This is a genomic window from Pseudomonas sp. A-1 (genome assembly GCF_004801855.1).
Classification (GTDB): domain Bacteria; phylum Pseudomonadota; class Gammaproteobacteria; order Pseudomonadales; family Pseudomonadaceae; genus Geopseudomonas.
Genome location: NZ_SSTC01000011.1, coordinates 1 through 14,606, shown reverse-complemented (window position 1 = coordinate 14,606; position 14,606 = coordinate 1). Strand labels below are relative to the sequence as shown.

At 70.6% G+C, this 14,606-nt stretch carries 12 protein-coding genes; 5 read left to right on the top strand and 7 right to left on the bottom strand.

Annotated features, from left to right (window positions below; translation table 11 throughout):
• Nucleotides 1-25: 25 nt before the first annotated feature.
• From pcaF to paaF, 5 genes are all read right to left on the bottom strand, one after another.
• Nucleotides 26-1,231, bottom strand: a complete 1,206-nt coding sequence (gene pcaF, locus E5198_RS03640) for a 3-oxoadipyl-CoA thiolase (protein WP_136488662.1) — start codon at nt 1,229-1,231, stop codon at nt 26-28.
• Complete coding sequence (gene paaI / locus E5198_RS03635; RefSeq protein WP_136488661.1) at nt 1,228-1,701, bottom strand: hydroxyphenylacetyl-CoA thioesterase PaaI; 474 nt, start codon at nt 1,699-1,701, stop codon at nt 1,228-1,230. Before paaI ends, pcaF begins: the two co-directional genes overlap by 4 nt.
• A complete protein-coding gene (gene paaH / locus E5198_RS03630) occupies nt 1,694-3,211 on the bottom strand; it encodes a 3-hydroxyacyl-CoA dehydrogenase PaaH (RefSeq protein ID WP_136488660.1) in 1,518 nt (505 codons plus the stop codon). Before paaH ends, paaI begins: the two co-directional genes overlap by 8 nt.
• A gap of 1 nt (nt 3,212) precedes the next feature.
• The gene (gene paaG / locus E5198_RS03625; protein ID WP_136488659.1) at nt 3,213-4,004 is read right to left on the bottom strand and encodes a 2-(1,2-epoxy-1,2-dihydrophenyl)acetyl-CoA isomerase PaaG; all 792 of its coding nucleotides are present in this window, start codon (nt 4,002-4,004) and stop codon (nt 3,213-3,215) included.
• Between the two features lie 101 nt (nt 4,005-4,105).
• Nucleotides 4,106-4,879: a 2,3-dehydroadipyl-CoA hydratase PaaF gene (gene paaF, locus E5198_RS03620; RefSeq protein WP_136488658.1), complete on the bottom strand. Its 774-nt coding sequence runs from the start codon at nt 4,877-4,879 to the stop codon at nt 4,106-4,108.
• A 421-nt stretch (nt 4,880-5,300) separates the two neighbouring features.
• On the opposite strand from paaF, the gene paaN reads away from it, so the two are divergent.
• The 4 genes from paaN (at nt 5,301) to E5198_RS03600 (ending at nt 10,369) form a co-directional block, all read left to right on the top strand.
• Nucleotides 5,301-6,983, top strand: coding sequence for a phenylacetic acid degradation protein PaaN (paaN, locus tag E5198_RS03615; RefSeq protein WP_136488657.1), 1,683 nt, complete (start codon nt 5,301-5,303; stop codon nt 6,981-6,983).
• 68 nt (nt 6,984-7,051) lie between these two features.
• On the top strand, nt 7,052-7,645 hold the full coding sequence (gene paaY / locus E5198_RS03610) for a phenylacetic acid degradation protein PaaY (protein ID WP_136488656.1): 594 nt from the start codon (nt 7,052-7,054) through the stop codon (nt 7,643-7,645).
• Nucleotides 7,646-7,693: 48 nt separating this feature from the next.
• Nucleotides 7,694-8,608 carry a transcriptional regulator FeaR gene (feaR, locus tag E5198_RS03605; protein WP_136488655.1) on the top strand — a complete coding sequence of 305 codons (915 nt, stop codon included), beginning with the start codon at nt 7,694-7,696 and terminating at the stop codon, nt 8,606-8,608.
• A 270-nt stretch (nt 8,609-8,878) separates the two neighbouring features.
• Nucleotides 8,879-10,369 (top strand): aldehyde dehydrogenase family protein, encoded by a 1,491-nt coding sequence (locus E5198_RS03600; protein WP_136488654.1) that lies wholly within the window; start codon nt 8,879-8,881, stop codon nt 10,367-10,369.
• A 49-nt stretch (nt 10,370-10,418) separates the two neighbouring features.
• Here the strand turns inward: E5198_RS03600 and E5198_RS03595 are convergent, their stop codons facing one another.
• Both E5198_RS03595 and E5198_RS03590 read right to left on the bottom strand, forming a co-directional pair.
• Entirely contained in the window at nt 10,419-11,147 is a 729-nt protein-coding gene (locus E5198_RS03595; RefSeq protein ID WP_136488653.1) for a DUF4198 domain-containing protein, read from the bottom strand.
• Nucleotides 11,148-11,161: 14 nt separating this feature from the next.
• Nucleotides 11,162-13,255 carry a TonB-dependent siderophore receptor gene (locus E5198_RS03590; RefSeq protein WP_136488652.1) on the bottom strand — a complete coding sequence of 698 codons (2,094 nt, stop codon included), beginning with the start codon at nt 13,253-13,255 and terminating at the stop codon, nt 11,162-11,164.
• A 350-nt stretch (nt 13,256-13,605) separates the two neighbouring features.
• On the opposite strand from E5198_RS03590, the gene E5198_RS03585 reads away from it, so the two are divergent.
• A partial coding sequence (locus tag E5198_RS03585; RefSeq protein WP_136488651.1) for a PAS domain-containing protein occupies nt 13,606-14,606 on the top strand: 1,001 nt, incomplete at its 3' end.

Genomic DNA, 14,606 nt, shown 5'->3' with positions numbered 1-14,606 from the left:
GGGGCGGGGCGCGCTGCGCCGGGTATCACAGGCGTTCGATGACCATGGCGATGCCCTGGCCGACGCCGATGCACATGGTGCACAGCGCGTAGCGGCCCTGGCGCTCCTCCAGTTCGTTGAGCGCGGTGGTCACCAGGCGCGCGCCGCTCATGCCCAGCGGGTGGCCGAGGGCGATGGCGCCGCCGTTAGGGTTGACGCGGGCGTCGTCGTCGGCGATGCCCAGCTCGCGCAGCACGGCCAGGCCCTGGGCGGCGAACGCCTCGTTGAGCTCGATCACGTCCATGTCGGCCAGGCTCAGGCCGGCGATCTCCAGCACCTTGCGGGTGGCCGGCACCGGGCCGATGCCCATGATGCGTGGCTCGACGCCGGCGCTGGCCATCGCCACCACGCGGCCGCGGGCCTTGAGGCCGAAGCGCTGGGCGGCTTGCGGGCTGGCCAGCAGCAGGGCGCAGGCGCCGTCATTGACGCCCGAGGCGTTGCCGGCGGTGACGCTGCCGCCGTCGCGGAACGGCGTGCCGAGCTTGGCCAGCATCTCGAGGGTGGTGTCCGGACGCGGGTGCTCGTCCTGGGCGACGACCTTGGCCGGGCCCTTGCGCTGGGGAATCTCCACCGGGACGATCTCGCGCTCGAAGCGGCCGCGCGCCATGGCCGCGCCGGTCTTCTGCTGGCTGCGCAGGGCGAAGGCGTCCTGGTCGGCGCGCGAGACGTTGAACTGCTCGGCGACGTTCTCGGCGGTCTCCGGCATCGAGTCGATGCCGAACTCCTTCTTCATGATGGCGTTGACGAAGCGCCAGCCGATGGTGGTGTCGAACATTTCCGCCGAGCGCGAGAAGGCGCTCTCGGCCTTGCCCATCACGAACGGCGCGCGCGACATGGATTCCACGCCGCCGGCGATCATCAGCTGGGCCTCGCCGCAGCGCAGCGCGCGGGCGGCGCTGCCGATGGCGTCAATGCCCGAGCCGCACAGGCGGTTGACGGTGGTGCCCGGCACGTTGATCGGCAGGCCGGCGAGCAGGGAGGACATGCGCGCGACGTTGCGGTTGTCCTCGCCGGCCTGGTTGGCGCAGCCGAAGATCACGTCGTCGACGGCGGTCCAGTCGACCTGCGGGTTGCGGGCCATCAGGGCGCGCAGCGGCACGGCGCCGAGGTCGTCGGCACGCACGGCGGACAGCGCGCCGGCGTAGCGGCCGATCGGGGTGCGGATGGCGTCGATGATCAGGGCTTCACTCATGCCTGGTTCTCCTGCTGGCGGACGGTGCCGCGGATCTTGTAGGACTTGCCGTGGAACACGGCGATCAGCTGGCCGTGCTGGTTCTCGATGCGCACGTCGTAGTTGCCGGTGCGGCCGCTGCGGCTGACCTGGGTGGCGCGTGCGGTGAGCACGTCGCCGAGGCGGCCGGGGGCGATGTAGTCGATGCTGCAGCCGAGCGCCACGCAGGCGTCGTCGTAGCTGTTGCAGGCGTAGGCGAACGCCGAGTCGGCGAGGGTGAACAGGTAGCCGCCGTGGCAGCTGTTGTGACCCTGGATCATGATCTCGCTGACGGTCATCTGCAGGTCGGCCTCGCCCGGCGCCATGCGCAGCACCTCGATGCCGAGGTGGCGCACGGCCAGGTCGCGCTCGTACATGGCGGCGGCGCAGGCCTCGGCCAGTTCCTGCGGCGGCAGCTGGCCGTTGTCGTCGTTATGAAGATGCTCAGCCATGGAAACGCTCCCCGGCGCAGTGCAGGCGGCGCAGCAGCAGGGACGGGCGGTAGCGGTCCTCGCCGTAGCTGCGCTGCAGGTTGTCGAGCACGCTCAGCACGGTGCCCACGCCGATGGCGTCGGCCCAGGCCAGCGGGCCCTTCGGATAGTTGACCCCGGCGCACATGGCCAGGTCGATGTCGGCGGCAGTGCCGACGCCCTGCAGCACGGCGTCGGCGGCCTCGTTGGCGAGCATCGCCACGGTGCGCAGCACCACCAGCGCCGGACTGTCGGTCACTTCGGTGACTTCGAGGCCGGCGGCCTGCAGCAGGCCGGCGACCGCTTCGCGGGCGGCACTGTCGCTGCCGGCGGCGAAGGCCACGGCCAGGCGGGTCGCCTTGGCGTAGTCGAGGGCCAGGTCGAACACGGCCAGGTTGCGCAGGCCCTCGTCGCGGGCGCGCTCGGCGGCCAGGCGGCCGTCGCTGAGCGCCAGCACCGCTTCGCCGACACGGATCAGGCCGGCGCCGTCGCGGCGGACGATTTGCACGCCGCAGGTTTCGATGCGCTCGATCAGCGCGCTGGCCGGGCCGAGGTCGCCTTCCACCACCACGCACTCGGGCCTGGCGGCGGCCGGCAGGCTCTGCGGAGCCGGACGCTCGGCGCCTTCGGCGTAGTCGTAGAAGCCGCGGCCGCTCTTGCGGCCGAAGCGGCCGGCGTCGACCAGCTCCTTCTGGATCAGCGAGGGCTGGAAGCGGAAGTCGCCGTAGTAGGCGTCGAACACCGAGCAGGTCACCGCGTAGTTGACGTCGTGGCCGATCAGGTCGGTCAGCTCGAAGGCGCCCATGCGGAAGCCGCCGGCGTCGCGCAGCAGGGCGTCGAGGCTGGCGCAGTCGCCTGCGCCTTCCTGCAGCAGGCGCAGGCTCTCGGCGTAGAACGGCCGGGCCACGCGGTTGACGATAAAGCCCGGCGTCGATTTGGTATGCACCGGCTTCTTGCCCCAGGCCCTGGCGGTGGCGTACAGGCAGTCGACCACTGCCTTGTCGCTGGCCAGGCCGGCGACGATCTCCACCAGCGCCATCACCGGCGCCGGGTTGAAGAAGTGCAGGCCGGCGACGCGCTCGGGGCGCTTGAGGGTGGCGGCCAGCGAGGTGATCGACAGCGAGGAGGTGTTGCTGGCGAGGATGCAGGCGTCGCCGCAGATCGCTTCCAGCTGTGCGAACAGGCCGCGCTTGACCTCCAGGTTCTCGACGATGGCCTCGACCACCAGAGCGCTGCCTTCGAGATCTTCCAGGCGGGCGGCCGGGGTCAGGCGGGCGACCACGGTGTCGCGCTCGGCGGCGTCCAGCTTGCCGGCGTCGACGCGCTTGCCGAGCTGCTTGGCGATGCCGGCGATGGCCTGGGCGGCGGCGCCTTCGCGGGTGTCGAACAGGGCGACCGGATGGCCGGCCTGGGCGGCCACCTGGGCGATGCCGGCGCCCATGGCGCCGGCGCCGATCACCGCGACGGCGGCGTCTTTATTCAGTGCGGTCATTTCAGCGGCCCTTGAACTCGGGGGTGCGTTTTTCCATGAAGGCGGCGACGCCCTCGCGATAGTCCTCGCTGCGCCCGGCCAGGCGCTGCAGGTCGCGCTCCAGGTCGAGCTGCTCGTCGAAGCTGTTGCTGGCGCTGGCGTTCAGCGCGCGCTTGATCAGCGCCAGGCCGTAGGTCGGCTGGGCGGCCAGGTGGCGGGCCAGCTTGAGCGCCTCGTCCTGCAGGGTCTCGTCGTCGACGCAGCGCCAGATCATGCCCCACTGCTCGGCCTGCTCGGCGCTGAGCTTGTCGCCCAGCAGGGCGAGGGCCTTGGCGCGGGCCATGCCGACCGCGCGCGGCAGGGTCCAGGTGCCGCCGGAGTCCGGCACCAGGCCGATCTTGCAGAACGCCTGGATGAAGCTGGCCGAGCGGGCGGCGAGGGTGATGTCGCAGGCCAGGGCGATGTTGGCGCCGGCGCCGGCGGCCACGCCGTTGACCGCGCACACCACCGGCATCGGCAGGTCGCGCAGGGTGCGGATCAGCGGGTTGTAGTTCTTCTCGATCGACTCGCCCAGGTCCGGCATGGCGGCGCCCGGCGCCACGTTGCGGTCGCTGAGGTCTTGCCCTGCGCAGAAGCCGCGGCCGTTGGCGGTGATCAGCAGGCAGCGCGCCTCGGGATTCTGGCGCATCTGCTTGAGGGCCTCGCGGACTTCCTTGTGCATCTGCGCGTTGAAGCTGTTGAGCTGCGCCGGGCGGTTCAGGGTCAGGGTGGCGACGCCCTGCTCGATGGTGAAGAGGATGTGTTCGAAGCTCATGAAGGCTCTCTCTTATTAGAGGAGGGCGCGCGGCGCGCCCCGGTGCAGGTCGTGACGGGCGCGCTCAGCGACCCTTGCTGTTCATGTCGCACAAGGACCGCTCAGCGGCCCTTGTAGGCCGGCTTGCGCTTTTCCTGGAAGGCGCGGATGCCTTCGTTGCGGTCCTCGGTGCCGGCCAGCAGGGTGAAGGCGTGGCGCTCGAAGCGCAGGCCGCTGGCCAGGTCGGTGTCCTCGGCCTTGAGCAGGGCTTCCTTGGCCAGGCGCACGGCCAGCGGCGCCTTCTCGGCGATCTTGCGGGCGATGGCCACGGCGCGCTCGACGGTCAGCTCGGGCTGGGTGATCTCGCTGACCAGGCCCGCCTCGAGGGCGCGGCGGGCGCCGATCGGCTCGCCGGTGAGGACCATCTGCATGGCCAGCGACTTGCCCACCGCGCGCAGCAGGCGCTGGGTGCCGCCGGCGCCGGGCATGATCGCCAGGTTGATTTCCGGCTGGCCGAACTGGGCGTCCTCGCCGGCGATGAGGATGTCGGCGTGCATGGCCAGCTCGCAGCCGCCGCCGAGGGCGAAGCCGTTGACCGCGGCGATCAGCGGCTTGGAGAAGCGGGTGATGCGCTGCCAGTGGGCCAGGCGCGGGTCCTCGAGGATGCCGACCAGGTCGCGCTCGGCCATCTCCTTGATGTCGGCGCCGGCGGCGAAGGCGCGGCGGCTGCCGGTGATGACCACGGCGCGGGTGTCGGCGCAGGCTTCGGCGGCATCCAGTTCGGCGGCGAGTTCGCCGAGCAGTTCGGTGTTGAGGGCATTCAGCGCCTCGGGGCGCTGCAGGGTGATCAGGCGCACGCCCTGTTCGGGAGGCAGGACGCTGAGGGTCTGAGGCATGGAGGCACATCCTCGCGGTGCACGCCGGCAGATGGCGCCGGGCTCGTTCTTGGAATTGTTGTCGCTGCCGGGGCCCGTTCCTGCGCGGAGGACGGGACTTTAACGGGGCAGCCGTTTGAGCCGAGTATACCCATAAAGTGATACAGATCAACTAATGCAAAGTTGCTTTCTCGTGTCTGTTTTATCGCTTTGCGTGCCCCGGCCGACGAGCGGAAGGGGTGGGCGATAGCGCCCCGTGGCGGCCCGGAATGCCGCCTGACAGGCCGGATTTACTGCCATTTCCTTGATTTGCAAGGGCTTTGCCCGGCGTATGGATTTCTCCGCCGGGCGCGGTTAAGGTGATGTGATACAAGAAAGTGGCCGCGCATTAGACAAATGTCGTGTTTGTCGGGCCGGCCCGTCACCCCACGAGGAAGCCGCCGTGCCCGCAACCGTCTCCGCACTCGACCTGTTCGCCCGCCACCAGCCGCTGCTCGAGCGCGCCACCCTGGCCATCGCCAGCCGCGACCACTGGACGCCCTATCCGGAAAGCCAGCGTCCCTACGGCGAGGAGGCCGCGGCCGCCGGCCCGGCCAACTTCGCCGCGCTGCGTGACCGCCATTTCGAGCTGCACTGTCCGGTGCCCTCGACCCGCGTCGGCGGCGAGCGCTCGCCCTACGGCTTCGACCTCGGCATCACCTACGACCAGCCGGACCTCGACGCCCTGCTGAGCCACCTGCAGGCGCAGCTGCCGAGCTGGCGCGCTGCCGGCCCCAGGGCGTGGATCGGCGTGTGCCTGGAGATCCTCCAGCGCCTCAACGCGCAGAGCTTCGACATCGCCCACGCCGCCGTGCATACCACCGGCCAGGGCCTGCCGATGGCCTTCCAGGCCGCCGGTCCGCACTCCCAGGACCGCGGCCTGGAGGCCGTGGCCCAGGCCTGGAAGCTGCTGCGCGAGGTGCCGGATACGGCGCGCTGGACCAAGCCGCAGGGCAAGCTCGACCCGCTGGTGGTGGACAAGCGCTTCCACATCGTACCGCGCGGCATCGCCCTGGTGATCGCCTGCTCGACCTTCCCGACCTGGAACACCTATCCGGGCCTGTTCGCCAGCCTGGCCACCGGCAACCCGGTGCTGGTCAAGGCGCACCCCGGCGCCATCCTGCCGGTGGCGATGACCGTGCGCGTGGCGCAAGAGGTGCTGGCCGAGGCCGGCTTCGACCCGGCGCTGGTCAGCCTGGTGCCGGATACCCTGGAGGCGCCGGTGGCCAAGCAGCTGGCCCTCGATCCGCGGGTCAAGGTGATCGACTTCACCGGCTCCAGCGCCTTCGGCAACTGGCTGGAGGACAACGCCCGCCAGGCCCAGGTGTTCACCGAGAAGTCGGGCCTCAACAGCGTGGTGATCGACAGCGTGAGCGACCTCAAGGCGGTGGCGCGCAACCTGGCGTTCAGTCTCAGCCTGTACTCCGGGCAGATGTGCACCACCCCGCAGGCCATCTACGTGCCGCGCGGCGGTATCCGCACCGCCGAGGGCGTGCTCGGCTTCGACGAGGTGGCGCAGACCCTGGCCACCGCCGTCAGCAAGTTCCTGTCTGACAACGAGCGCGCCTGCAGCGTGCTCGGCTGCATCCAGTCCGAGGCCACCCTGGCGCGCATCGACGCCTGTCGCTCGCTCGGTGAGGTGCTGCTGGACAGCGAGACGCGCGTGCATCCCGAGTACCCCGAGGCGCGCGTGTGCACCCCGCTGCTGCTCAAGGTCGACGCCAGCCAGCGCGAAGCCTATGCGGAGGAGCGCTTCGGCCCGATCAGCTTCGTCATCGCCAGCGACGACACCGCGCACAGCCTGCAGCTGGTGCGCGAGACCCTCGCCGAGAAGGGCGCGCTGACCCTGGCGGTGTACTCCACCGACGAGGCGGTGCTGGCGCAGGCCGAGGAGCTGGCGCAGGATGTCGGCGTGGCGCTGTCGGTCAATCTGGACAACGGCCTGTTCGTCAACCAGTCGGCGGCATTCAGCGACTTCCACGGCACCGGCGCCAACCCGGCGGCCAACGCCGCGCTGACCGACGCGGCCTTCGTCGCGCGGCGCTTCGTGGTGGTGCAGAGCCGCCGCCACGTCGCCGTCGAATAACCGGACCTTCCCGTAGGGGCGAATGAATTCGCCCCTACGGGGGCACAACAACAAGAAGAGGAATACCCATGCCCTGCTACCGTTACGCCGGGGTCACCCCGGTGGTCCATCCCACCGCCTTCGTCCATCCCACCGCCGTGCTGATCGGCGACGTGATCGTCGGTCCCGGCTGCTATGTCGGCCCGCTGGCCAGCCTGCGCGGCGACTTCGGCCGGATCGTCCTCGATGAGGGCGCCAACCTGCAGGACACCTGCGTGATCCACGGCTTCCCGGAAAGCGTTACCCGCGTCGCCCGCAACGGCCACATCGGCCACGGCGCGGTGCTGCACGGCTGCCAGATCGGCGAGGACGCCATGGTCGGTATGAACGCCGTGGTGATGGACGACGCGCAGATCGCGCCGCGCTCGATCGTCGCCGCCTGCGCCTTCGTCAAGGCCGGCTTCGCCTGCGAGGAGCAGTCGCTGGTGATGGGCGCGCCGGCGCGGGTCAGCCGCCAGCTCACCGACAAGGAAGTACGTTGGAAGCAGGCCGGCACCCGCGAGTACCAGGTACTGGCGCAGCGCTGCCGCGAGGCGATGGAGGAGTGCGCGCCGCTCGCCGAGCTGGAGGCCGACCGGCCGAGCCTGCCGGCCTCCGAGGTCAAGCCCAAGGGCGCATCCTGACCGGCGATTCTTGGCGTGCGATATGCTGGGCATGCCGGGAGGTGGCGAATGAACATGAAGCACATGGCGGTGGACCAGGCGCTCGACGGCTGGCTGCAGCGCGTCAACGAGCTGTGCGGGCGCTTCTGCGCCAAGGCGCTGGGCGAGGAGTTCGCCGGGCGCATCGAGCAGTACCAGGGTGGCGCGCTGCGCATGTCGTTCAACGACATCGCCCACGCGCGCCTGTACCGTACCGAGCGCGAACTGGCCACCGGCGAGGACAAGGGCTACTTCGCGGTGTTCCAGCTCGAGGGCCGCGCGCAGATGGCCCAGGACACCCAGCGCATCGTCCTCGCCCCCGGCGACATCACCCTGATCGACGCCGCGCGGCCCAGCGAGTTCGAGTACGGCGAGGGTTCGCGCCAGCTCAGCCTGATCCTGCCGCGCGAGGTGGTCGAGCGCAGCCTACGCTTCTCCAGCGTGCGCAGCTGCGCGCGGATCGCCGCGCACACCCCGGTGGCGGTGCTGGCCCACGGCCTGGTGCGCGAATCGGCGCGCCAGGAGGGGCTGAGCCTGGCGGAGAGCGAGGCGACCCTCGACGCGCTGGTCAGCCTGCTGCGCCCGGCGCTGGCCGGCGGCGACAGCGACGACGATCCGCATGCGCGGCTGTTCCGCCGCGCCCAGGCGTTCATCGAACGGCACATCTGCGAGGCCGAGCTGTGCCCCGAGCTGATCGCCCGCGAGATCGGCGTGTCGCTGCGCGGCCTGTACCGGCTGTTCGCCCGCCACCAGCTGGTGGTGGCGCAGTACATCCGCAACCGCCGCCTCGACCTGTGCGCCGAGGCGCTGCGCCATGGCGGCGGCGAACTCAAGCTGTCGGCGCTCGGCTACGACTTCGGCTTCTCCGACGCCAGCTACTTCTCCAGCGCCTTCAAGGCGCGCTTCGGCGTTTCCCCCGGCGAGTACCGCAAGCGCTACCAGTAGCGGTCGCCCTGGCGTCCGTTAGTAGGGGCGAATTCATTCGCCAAGCAGGCCACCGACCTGCCTTGGGCAACCTCCGGGGCCGCGCTGCGGTCCATGGCGAATGAGTTCGCCCGTACAGCCGGCCTGGCAGCCTCGGCAATGTGCCTGGCACGCACGGACCAGCTTCGCCGCCGACGCCTGCGCACAATGGCCCGTCCATGAGGATGGGCCGGCCCGCGGCTGCCCGTCCGTTCCTGCGCGCCAGCGCATTTCCGGAATCGAGGTACCCGCATGAGTCTCGTCAACGTCCTGCCGCAGGTTGCGGCCTTCCTCCAGCGCCGCCACGGCTGCTTCATCGACGGCCAGTGGCTGGTCGACGACAGTCCGCGCAGCCCGGTGGTCAACCCGGCCACCGGAGAGCGCATCGCCGAGGTCGCCGAGGCCGACGAGGCGCTGCTCGACCGTGCCGTGCAGTCGGCGCACGCCGCGTTCAGGAACGGCGTGTGGTCCGGCCTGCGTCCGGCCGACCGCGAGCGCATCCTGCTGCGCTTCGCCGCGCTGGTCGAGGAACACGGCGAGGAGCTGGCGCAGCTGGAGACCCTCAACCAGGGCAAGTCGATCAACATCTCGCGCATGCTCGACGTCGGCGCCAGCGTCGAGTTCATGCGCTACATGGCCGGCTGGGCGACCAAGATCGAGGGCCAGACCCTCGACGTGTCCATCCCGGTGCCGCAGGGTGCGCGCTACACCGCCTTCGCCCGCCGCGAGCCGGTCGGCGTGGTGGCCGGCATCATCCCGTGGAACTTCCCGCTGATGATCAGCCTGTGGAAGGCCATGCCGGCGCTGGCCTGCGGCTGCACCGTGGTGCTCAAGCCGGCCAGCGAGACGCCGCTGTCGGCCCTGCGCCTGGTCGAGCTGGCCCATGAGGCCGGCGTGCCGGCCGGCGCGCTCAACCTGGTCACCGGCCGCGGCAGCCGCATCGGCAACGCCCTGGCCGGCCACCCGCTGGTCAGCAAGGTGTCGTTCACCGGCTCCACTGAGGTGGGCCGCGGCGTCGGCATCGCCGCCATGCAGAACATGACCCGCTTCGCCCTCGAGCTGGGCGGCAAGAACCCGATGATCGTGCTGGCCGACGCCGACCTCGACAAGGCGGTGCAGGGCGCGCTGCTCGGCGGCCTGCTCAACCAGGGCCAGGTGTGCGCCGCCGCCTCGCGCTTCTACGTGCAGCGCTCGCGCTACGCCGAGTTCGTCGACAAGCTGGGCGCCGCGGTGGCCAGCCTGCCGCTCGGTCCGGGCCTCGACCCCGACGCGGCGATCAACCCGCTGGTGTCGCGCAAGCAGCAGCAGAGCGTGCTCGAGCACATCGACAGGGCGCGCGCCGAGGGCGCCCGCGTGGTCACCGGCGGCCAGGCGCCGGCGCTCGACGGCTTCTACGTGCAGCCGACCGTGCTGGCCGACGTGCGCCAGGACATGGGCATCGCCCGCGACGAGGTGTTCGGCCCGGTGCTCGCGGTGCTGCCGTTCGACGACGAGGACGAGGCCATCGCCATGGCCAACGACAGCGAATACGGCCTGGCCGCCAGCCTGTGGACCAACGACCTGAGCAAGGCGATGAACCTGGTGCCGCGCATCGAGGCCGGCACCGTGTGGGTCAACGCCCACGTGCTGCTCGACCCCAACATGCCGTTCGGTGGGGTCAAGCAGTCCGGCGTCGGCCGCGAGTTCGGCCGCGCGGCGGTCGAGGCCTATACCGAGATCAAGTCGGTGTGCATCGCGCACTGATCGGTGCTGGAGACTGCCGGCCCGTGCAGTGGCGGGCCGGCAGGCGGGCTCACTCGTGATGGGCCTGGCCGACGAAGGTCAGCGAGGCGAACAGGCCGCGTTCCTCGATGTCCTTGTCGCCCTTCACCGGCAGGCTGACTTCGGCGGCGATGACGTTGAGGCCTTCGTTGCGCACCGTCACCTCGGCGCGACCCTCGGCGTCGGTTTCCGCGCTGACGCTGTCCGGGGCGCAGCGATAGTCGCCGATCAGCTTCACGCCGGCGGCCGGTTTGCCGTCCACCAGCACGCGCACCGGCAGCCTGTGGCCGGCGCCGACGCTGAGCGGGTCGCGCTCGGGGACGATGACCATCTTCAGCGGGGCGAGGTCCGGCAGCTGCGCGCCTTCCTCGTGGATCGCCAGGCTGTACTTCCAGGTGTGCAGCGAGCGCACCGATTCCGGCACCTGGCTGCGCCCGGCATTGATCCACTTCTTCTCCGGGGTCTGCGACCAGGCGCCGTTGTCCAGAGCCACGGCGAGCACCGCCGGTGCGGCCGCGGGCTTGAGGCGGGCGTGGTCGTCGAGGCGCTGGATCTCCACGGCGAGCGGGCGACCCTGGCGGTCGAAGGCCCAGGCGCCGCTGATCTTCTCGGCCTTGAAGGCGTTGTCCTCGGCGCCGTGGCCGTAGATGGTTTCGATCTGGCCGCGGCGCTGCTCGGTCCACAGGCCGTGGGCGGCGACGGGGCCGGCGATCAGGCTGCCGAGCAGGGTGGCGAGCAGCAGGTGGCGGGTACGGGGCATGGCGGACTCCTTAGTCAGAGGTCGAGTGTCAGGTTGAAGGTCAGGTTGCGCGGTGCGCCGGGGGCGACCCACAGGGCGCTGTAGGACCGCTCGTAGTACTTCTCGTCGAAGACGTTGTTGAGGTTGACGCCCAGCCGTGCGCGTTCGCCGAGCGGGTAGTGGGCGAGCAGGTCGACGGTGGTGTAGGCGGGCAGCTCGAAGTCGCTGCCGCTCTGGCCGAGGCGGGTGCCGACGTGGGTGAGCGCCGCGCCGAGATCGCCGCCCTTGAGCCAGCCGTCCCGGAACTCGTAGACGCCGAGCAGGCTGGCGCTGTGCTCGGGCACGCCGAGCAGGCGGCTGCCGCTGGGCAGGCTGCTGTCCTTGGTGACCTCGGCGTCGATCCAGGCCCAGGCGCCGATCAGGCGCAGGGCATCGCTCAACTGGCCGCTGAACTGCAGGTCGATGCCCTGGCTGCGCGCCTCGCCGGCGGCGTGGCTGAAGCTCGGGTCGGCCGGGTCGGCGGTCAGCACGTTCTCCTTGGTCAGATGGAAGGCGGCCAGGGTGGCGCCGAGGCGGCCGTCGAACAGGTCCAGCTTGACGCCGCTCTCGTAGCCGATGCCCTCCTCGGGGTCGAAGGCGCGGCCACTGGCGTCCAGCCCGCTGTTGGGCTTGAACGAGGTCGAGGCGTTGGCGAACAGGCCGACCTGCGGGGTCAGTTGATAGAGCAGGCCGCTGCGCCAGGTGACGGCATCCTGCTGCTGGTCAGTGCTGTTGCCGCTGACCCGGTTGTCGATGGTCTGCTCGTAGCGCTCCAGGCGCACGCCGAGCAGGCCGTGCAGGCCGTTGCCGAAGTCGAGCTGATCCTGCAGGTTGAGGGCCTGGCTGGTCACCCGTTCGTGGAAGTCGCTGCCCGAGCGGGCACCATCCGGGCGCGGACGGCCGTAGACCGGCTGGTAGATGTCGATGGCGCTGCGCGGGCGGATCTCGGTAACCCGTTCGTTCTTGCGGAAGTTCTCGTACTCGCCGCCGATCAGCAGGCGGTGCTCGATGCCGGCGAGATCCAGGCGGCCGTGCAGCTCCAGCTGGCTGATGCTGTCGTGCCAGGTGGTGTCGCGCTCGCGGAAGCGCCGGGTCAGGGTGCGGCCGTCGGCGGCCAGGGACTGGTTCTCCGAGGCGAAGCCGGCGATGCGCCCGGTCTTGTAGTGGCTGGCCAGGCGCAGGTGCCAGTTGTCGTCGAGCACATGTTCGAGGCTGGCCTGCAGCTGGTCGTTGTCGTTGTCGATGTGGCCGTCGCTTGGCTCGCCGAGGAAGGTCGAGCGCGACACGCTGCCCAGCCGGCCGTTCGGCGCGACGATGCCGCGGTCGAACACCACGTTGCTGCGCGAGAACTCGCCCTCGACCAGCAGGCGGGTGTCGGCACCGAGCTGCCAGGCCAGGCTGGGGGCGACGAACTGGCGGCTGTTGTCGACGTGATCGCGGAAGCTGCCGTTGTCCTCCACCGCCAGGTTGAGACGGCCGAGCAGATTGCCGGCCTCGTCCAGCGGCGCGTTGGCGTCCAGGCTGGTGCGGTAGCGATCCCAGCTGCCGGCGCTGGTCTGCAGGCGGGCGAAGGTTTCGGCCTGTGGCTTCTTGGTGACGATGTTCACCGTGCCGCCCGGGTCGCCGCGGCCGTAGAGGCTGGCGGCCGGCCCCTTGAGCACTTCGATGCGCTCGATGTTGGCGGCGTCCGGGGCGCTGGGGTAGCCGCGGTTGGCGCTGAAGCCGTCCTTGTAGAACTCCGAGGTGGCGAAGCCGCGCACGCTGTACTCGTACAGGGTCAGACCGCCGAAGTTGTTCTGCCGGGCGACGCCGCCGGCGAAGTCCAGGGCGCGCTCCACGCTGGTGCTGTCGAGGTCGGCAAGCACCTGGGCGGGGATCACGCTGATCGCCTGGGGGATTTCCTCGATGGCGCTGTCGGTGCGCGTGGCGCTGGCCGAGCGGCCGGCGCGATAGCCCTGCACCGGGCCGTCGGCGGTTTCCCAGGTGTCCTCGATCGTCAGGCTGTCAAGCTCCAGTGGGGTGGCGGCGTGGACGGGGAGGGCGCTGGCGAACAGTGTCAGCATCAGTCCGGCGCGTGGGGTGAACGGCATGGCGGTCTCTTTGGTGATGTAATAATGTATCTAATGATAAATATTATCAAATAAAAGGCAATGTCGATGTGCCGCTCCGCGCACCCTGCATCGCCGCTCTGGCGCGGAACTTGCTGCAACTCGGGCAGTCCGGACGGCTACCGTGTTGACCTTTACGTCAACGGGGTGCCGTGCAATGCTGTCCGCCCGCTCCCCTGCGCCCTGCCGGCGCCGGGGGCGCAGTGAACGACGGCCATCCGCTCCCCGGGCGATGGTTTCCCCCGGCCACACCTGGTGCGCCGGCGGGTGGTTTCCACTCACTCCGGCGCCTGCCGGGGCGGGCTTCCGAGTCGTGATTCGCTGGAGTACCCATGGCCCTGTCGACAAGAACAACAGAAGACTTCATCGGGGCTTCGCGCAGGATCCGCCAGACCTTGCGGTCCGGCGGGCGACTGCCCGAAGGCGTCCTGCGTGCCGAGATCGACGCCTCCTGGCGGCGCAGCCTCGACTTCGGCGTGAGCTGCGACGAGCCGGCGCTGGCCAGCGACGCCGCGCCCGACGCCGAGCAGGTGCTCGCCGTCAATCGCCTGCTGCTGGATGCCGCGACCCCGCAGCTCGACTACCTGACCCGCCAGCTCGGCGACAGCGGGCTGATCATCCTCGGCGACAGCGAGGCGCGCGTGCTGGCCATCGAGGGGCAGACCGCCCAACTGGCGCGCTTCGGCCTGCACGACCTGCGCGTCGGCAGCTGCTGGAGCGAGGCGCTGCGCGGCACCAACGCCCTCGGCACCGCGCTGGTCGAGGCGCGGCCGACGCTGATCGACTGCGGCGAGCACTACCTCGACCGCCTCAGCCAGTTCTCCTGCACCTCGGTGCCGATCCGCGACCCGCAGGGCGGCGTGGTCGGGGTGCTCGACCTGACCCGCGTCGGCCTGATGGCGCAGCCGCAGGACAACCTCGCCACCCTGATGCTGGCCGCCAGCCAGATCGAGAGCCGGCTGTTCGCCAGCCTGCATCCCGAGCAACTGGTGATGGCCTTCCACTGCCGCCGCCAGTACCTCGACTCGCCCTGGCAGGGCCTCTTGGCCCTCGATCTGGACGGCACGCTGCTGGCCGCCAACGACCAGGCCTGTGCGCTGCTCGAGCTGCCGCGCGAGCTGCTGCTCGGCCGGCGCTGCGCCGAGCTGCTCGGCGGCGACAGCCAGAACCTGCTGCGCCGTCTGCAGCAGGGCGCTCCGCTCAGCGTGCAGACCGCGCGCGGCGAGTTCTGCTGCCGCACCCTGCAGCTGCCGGCGGCCGCTGGCGCCGCCGCCAGCGCCGGCCTGTGGACGGGAGTGCGGCCGACGCCGGCGCGCGCCGACTGCCTGGAAGC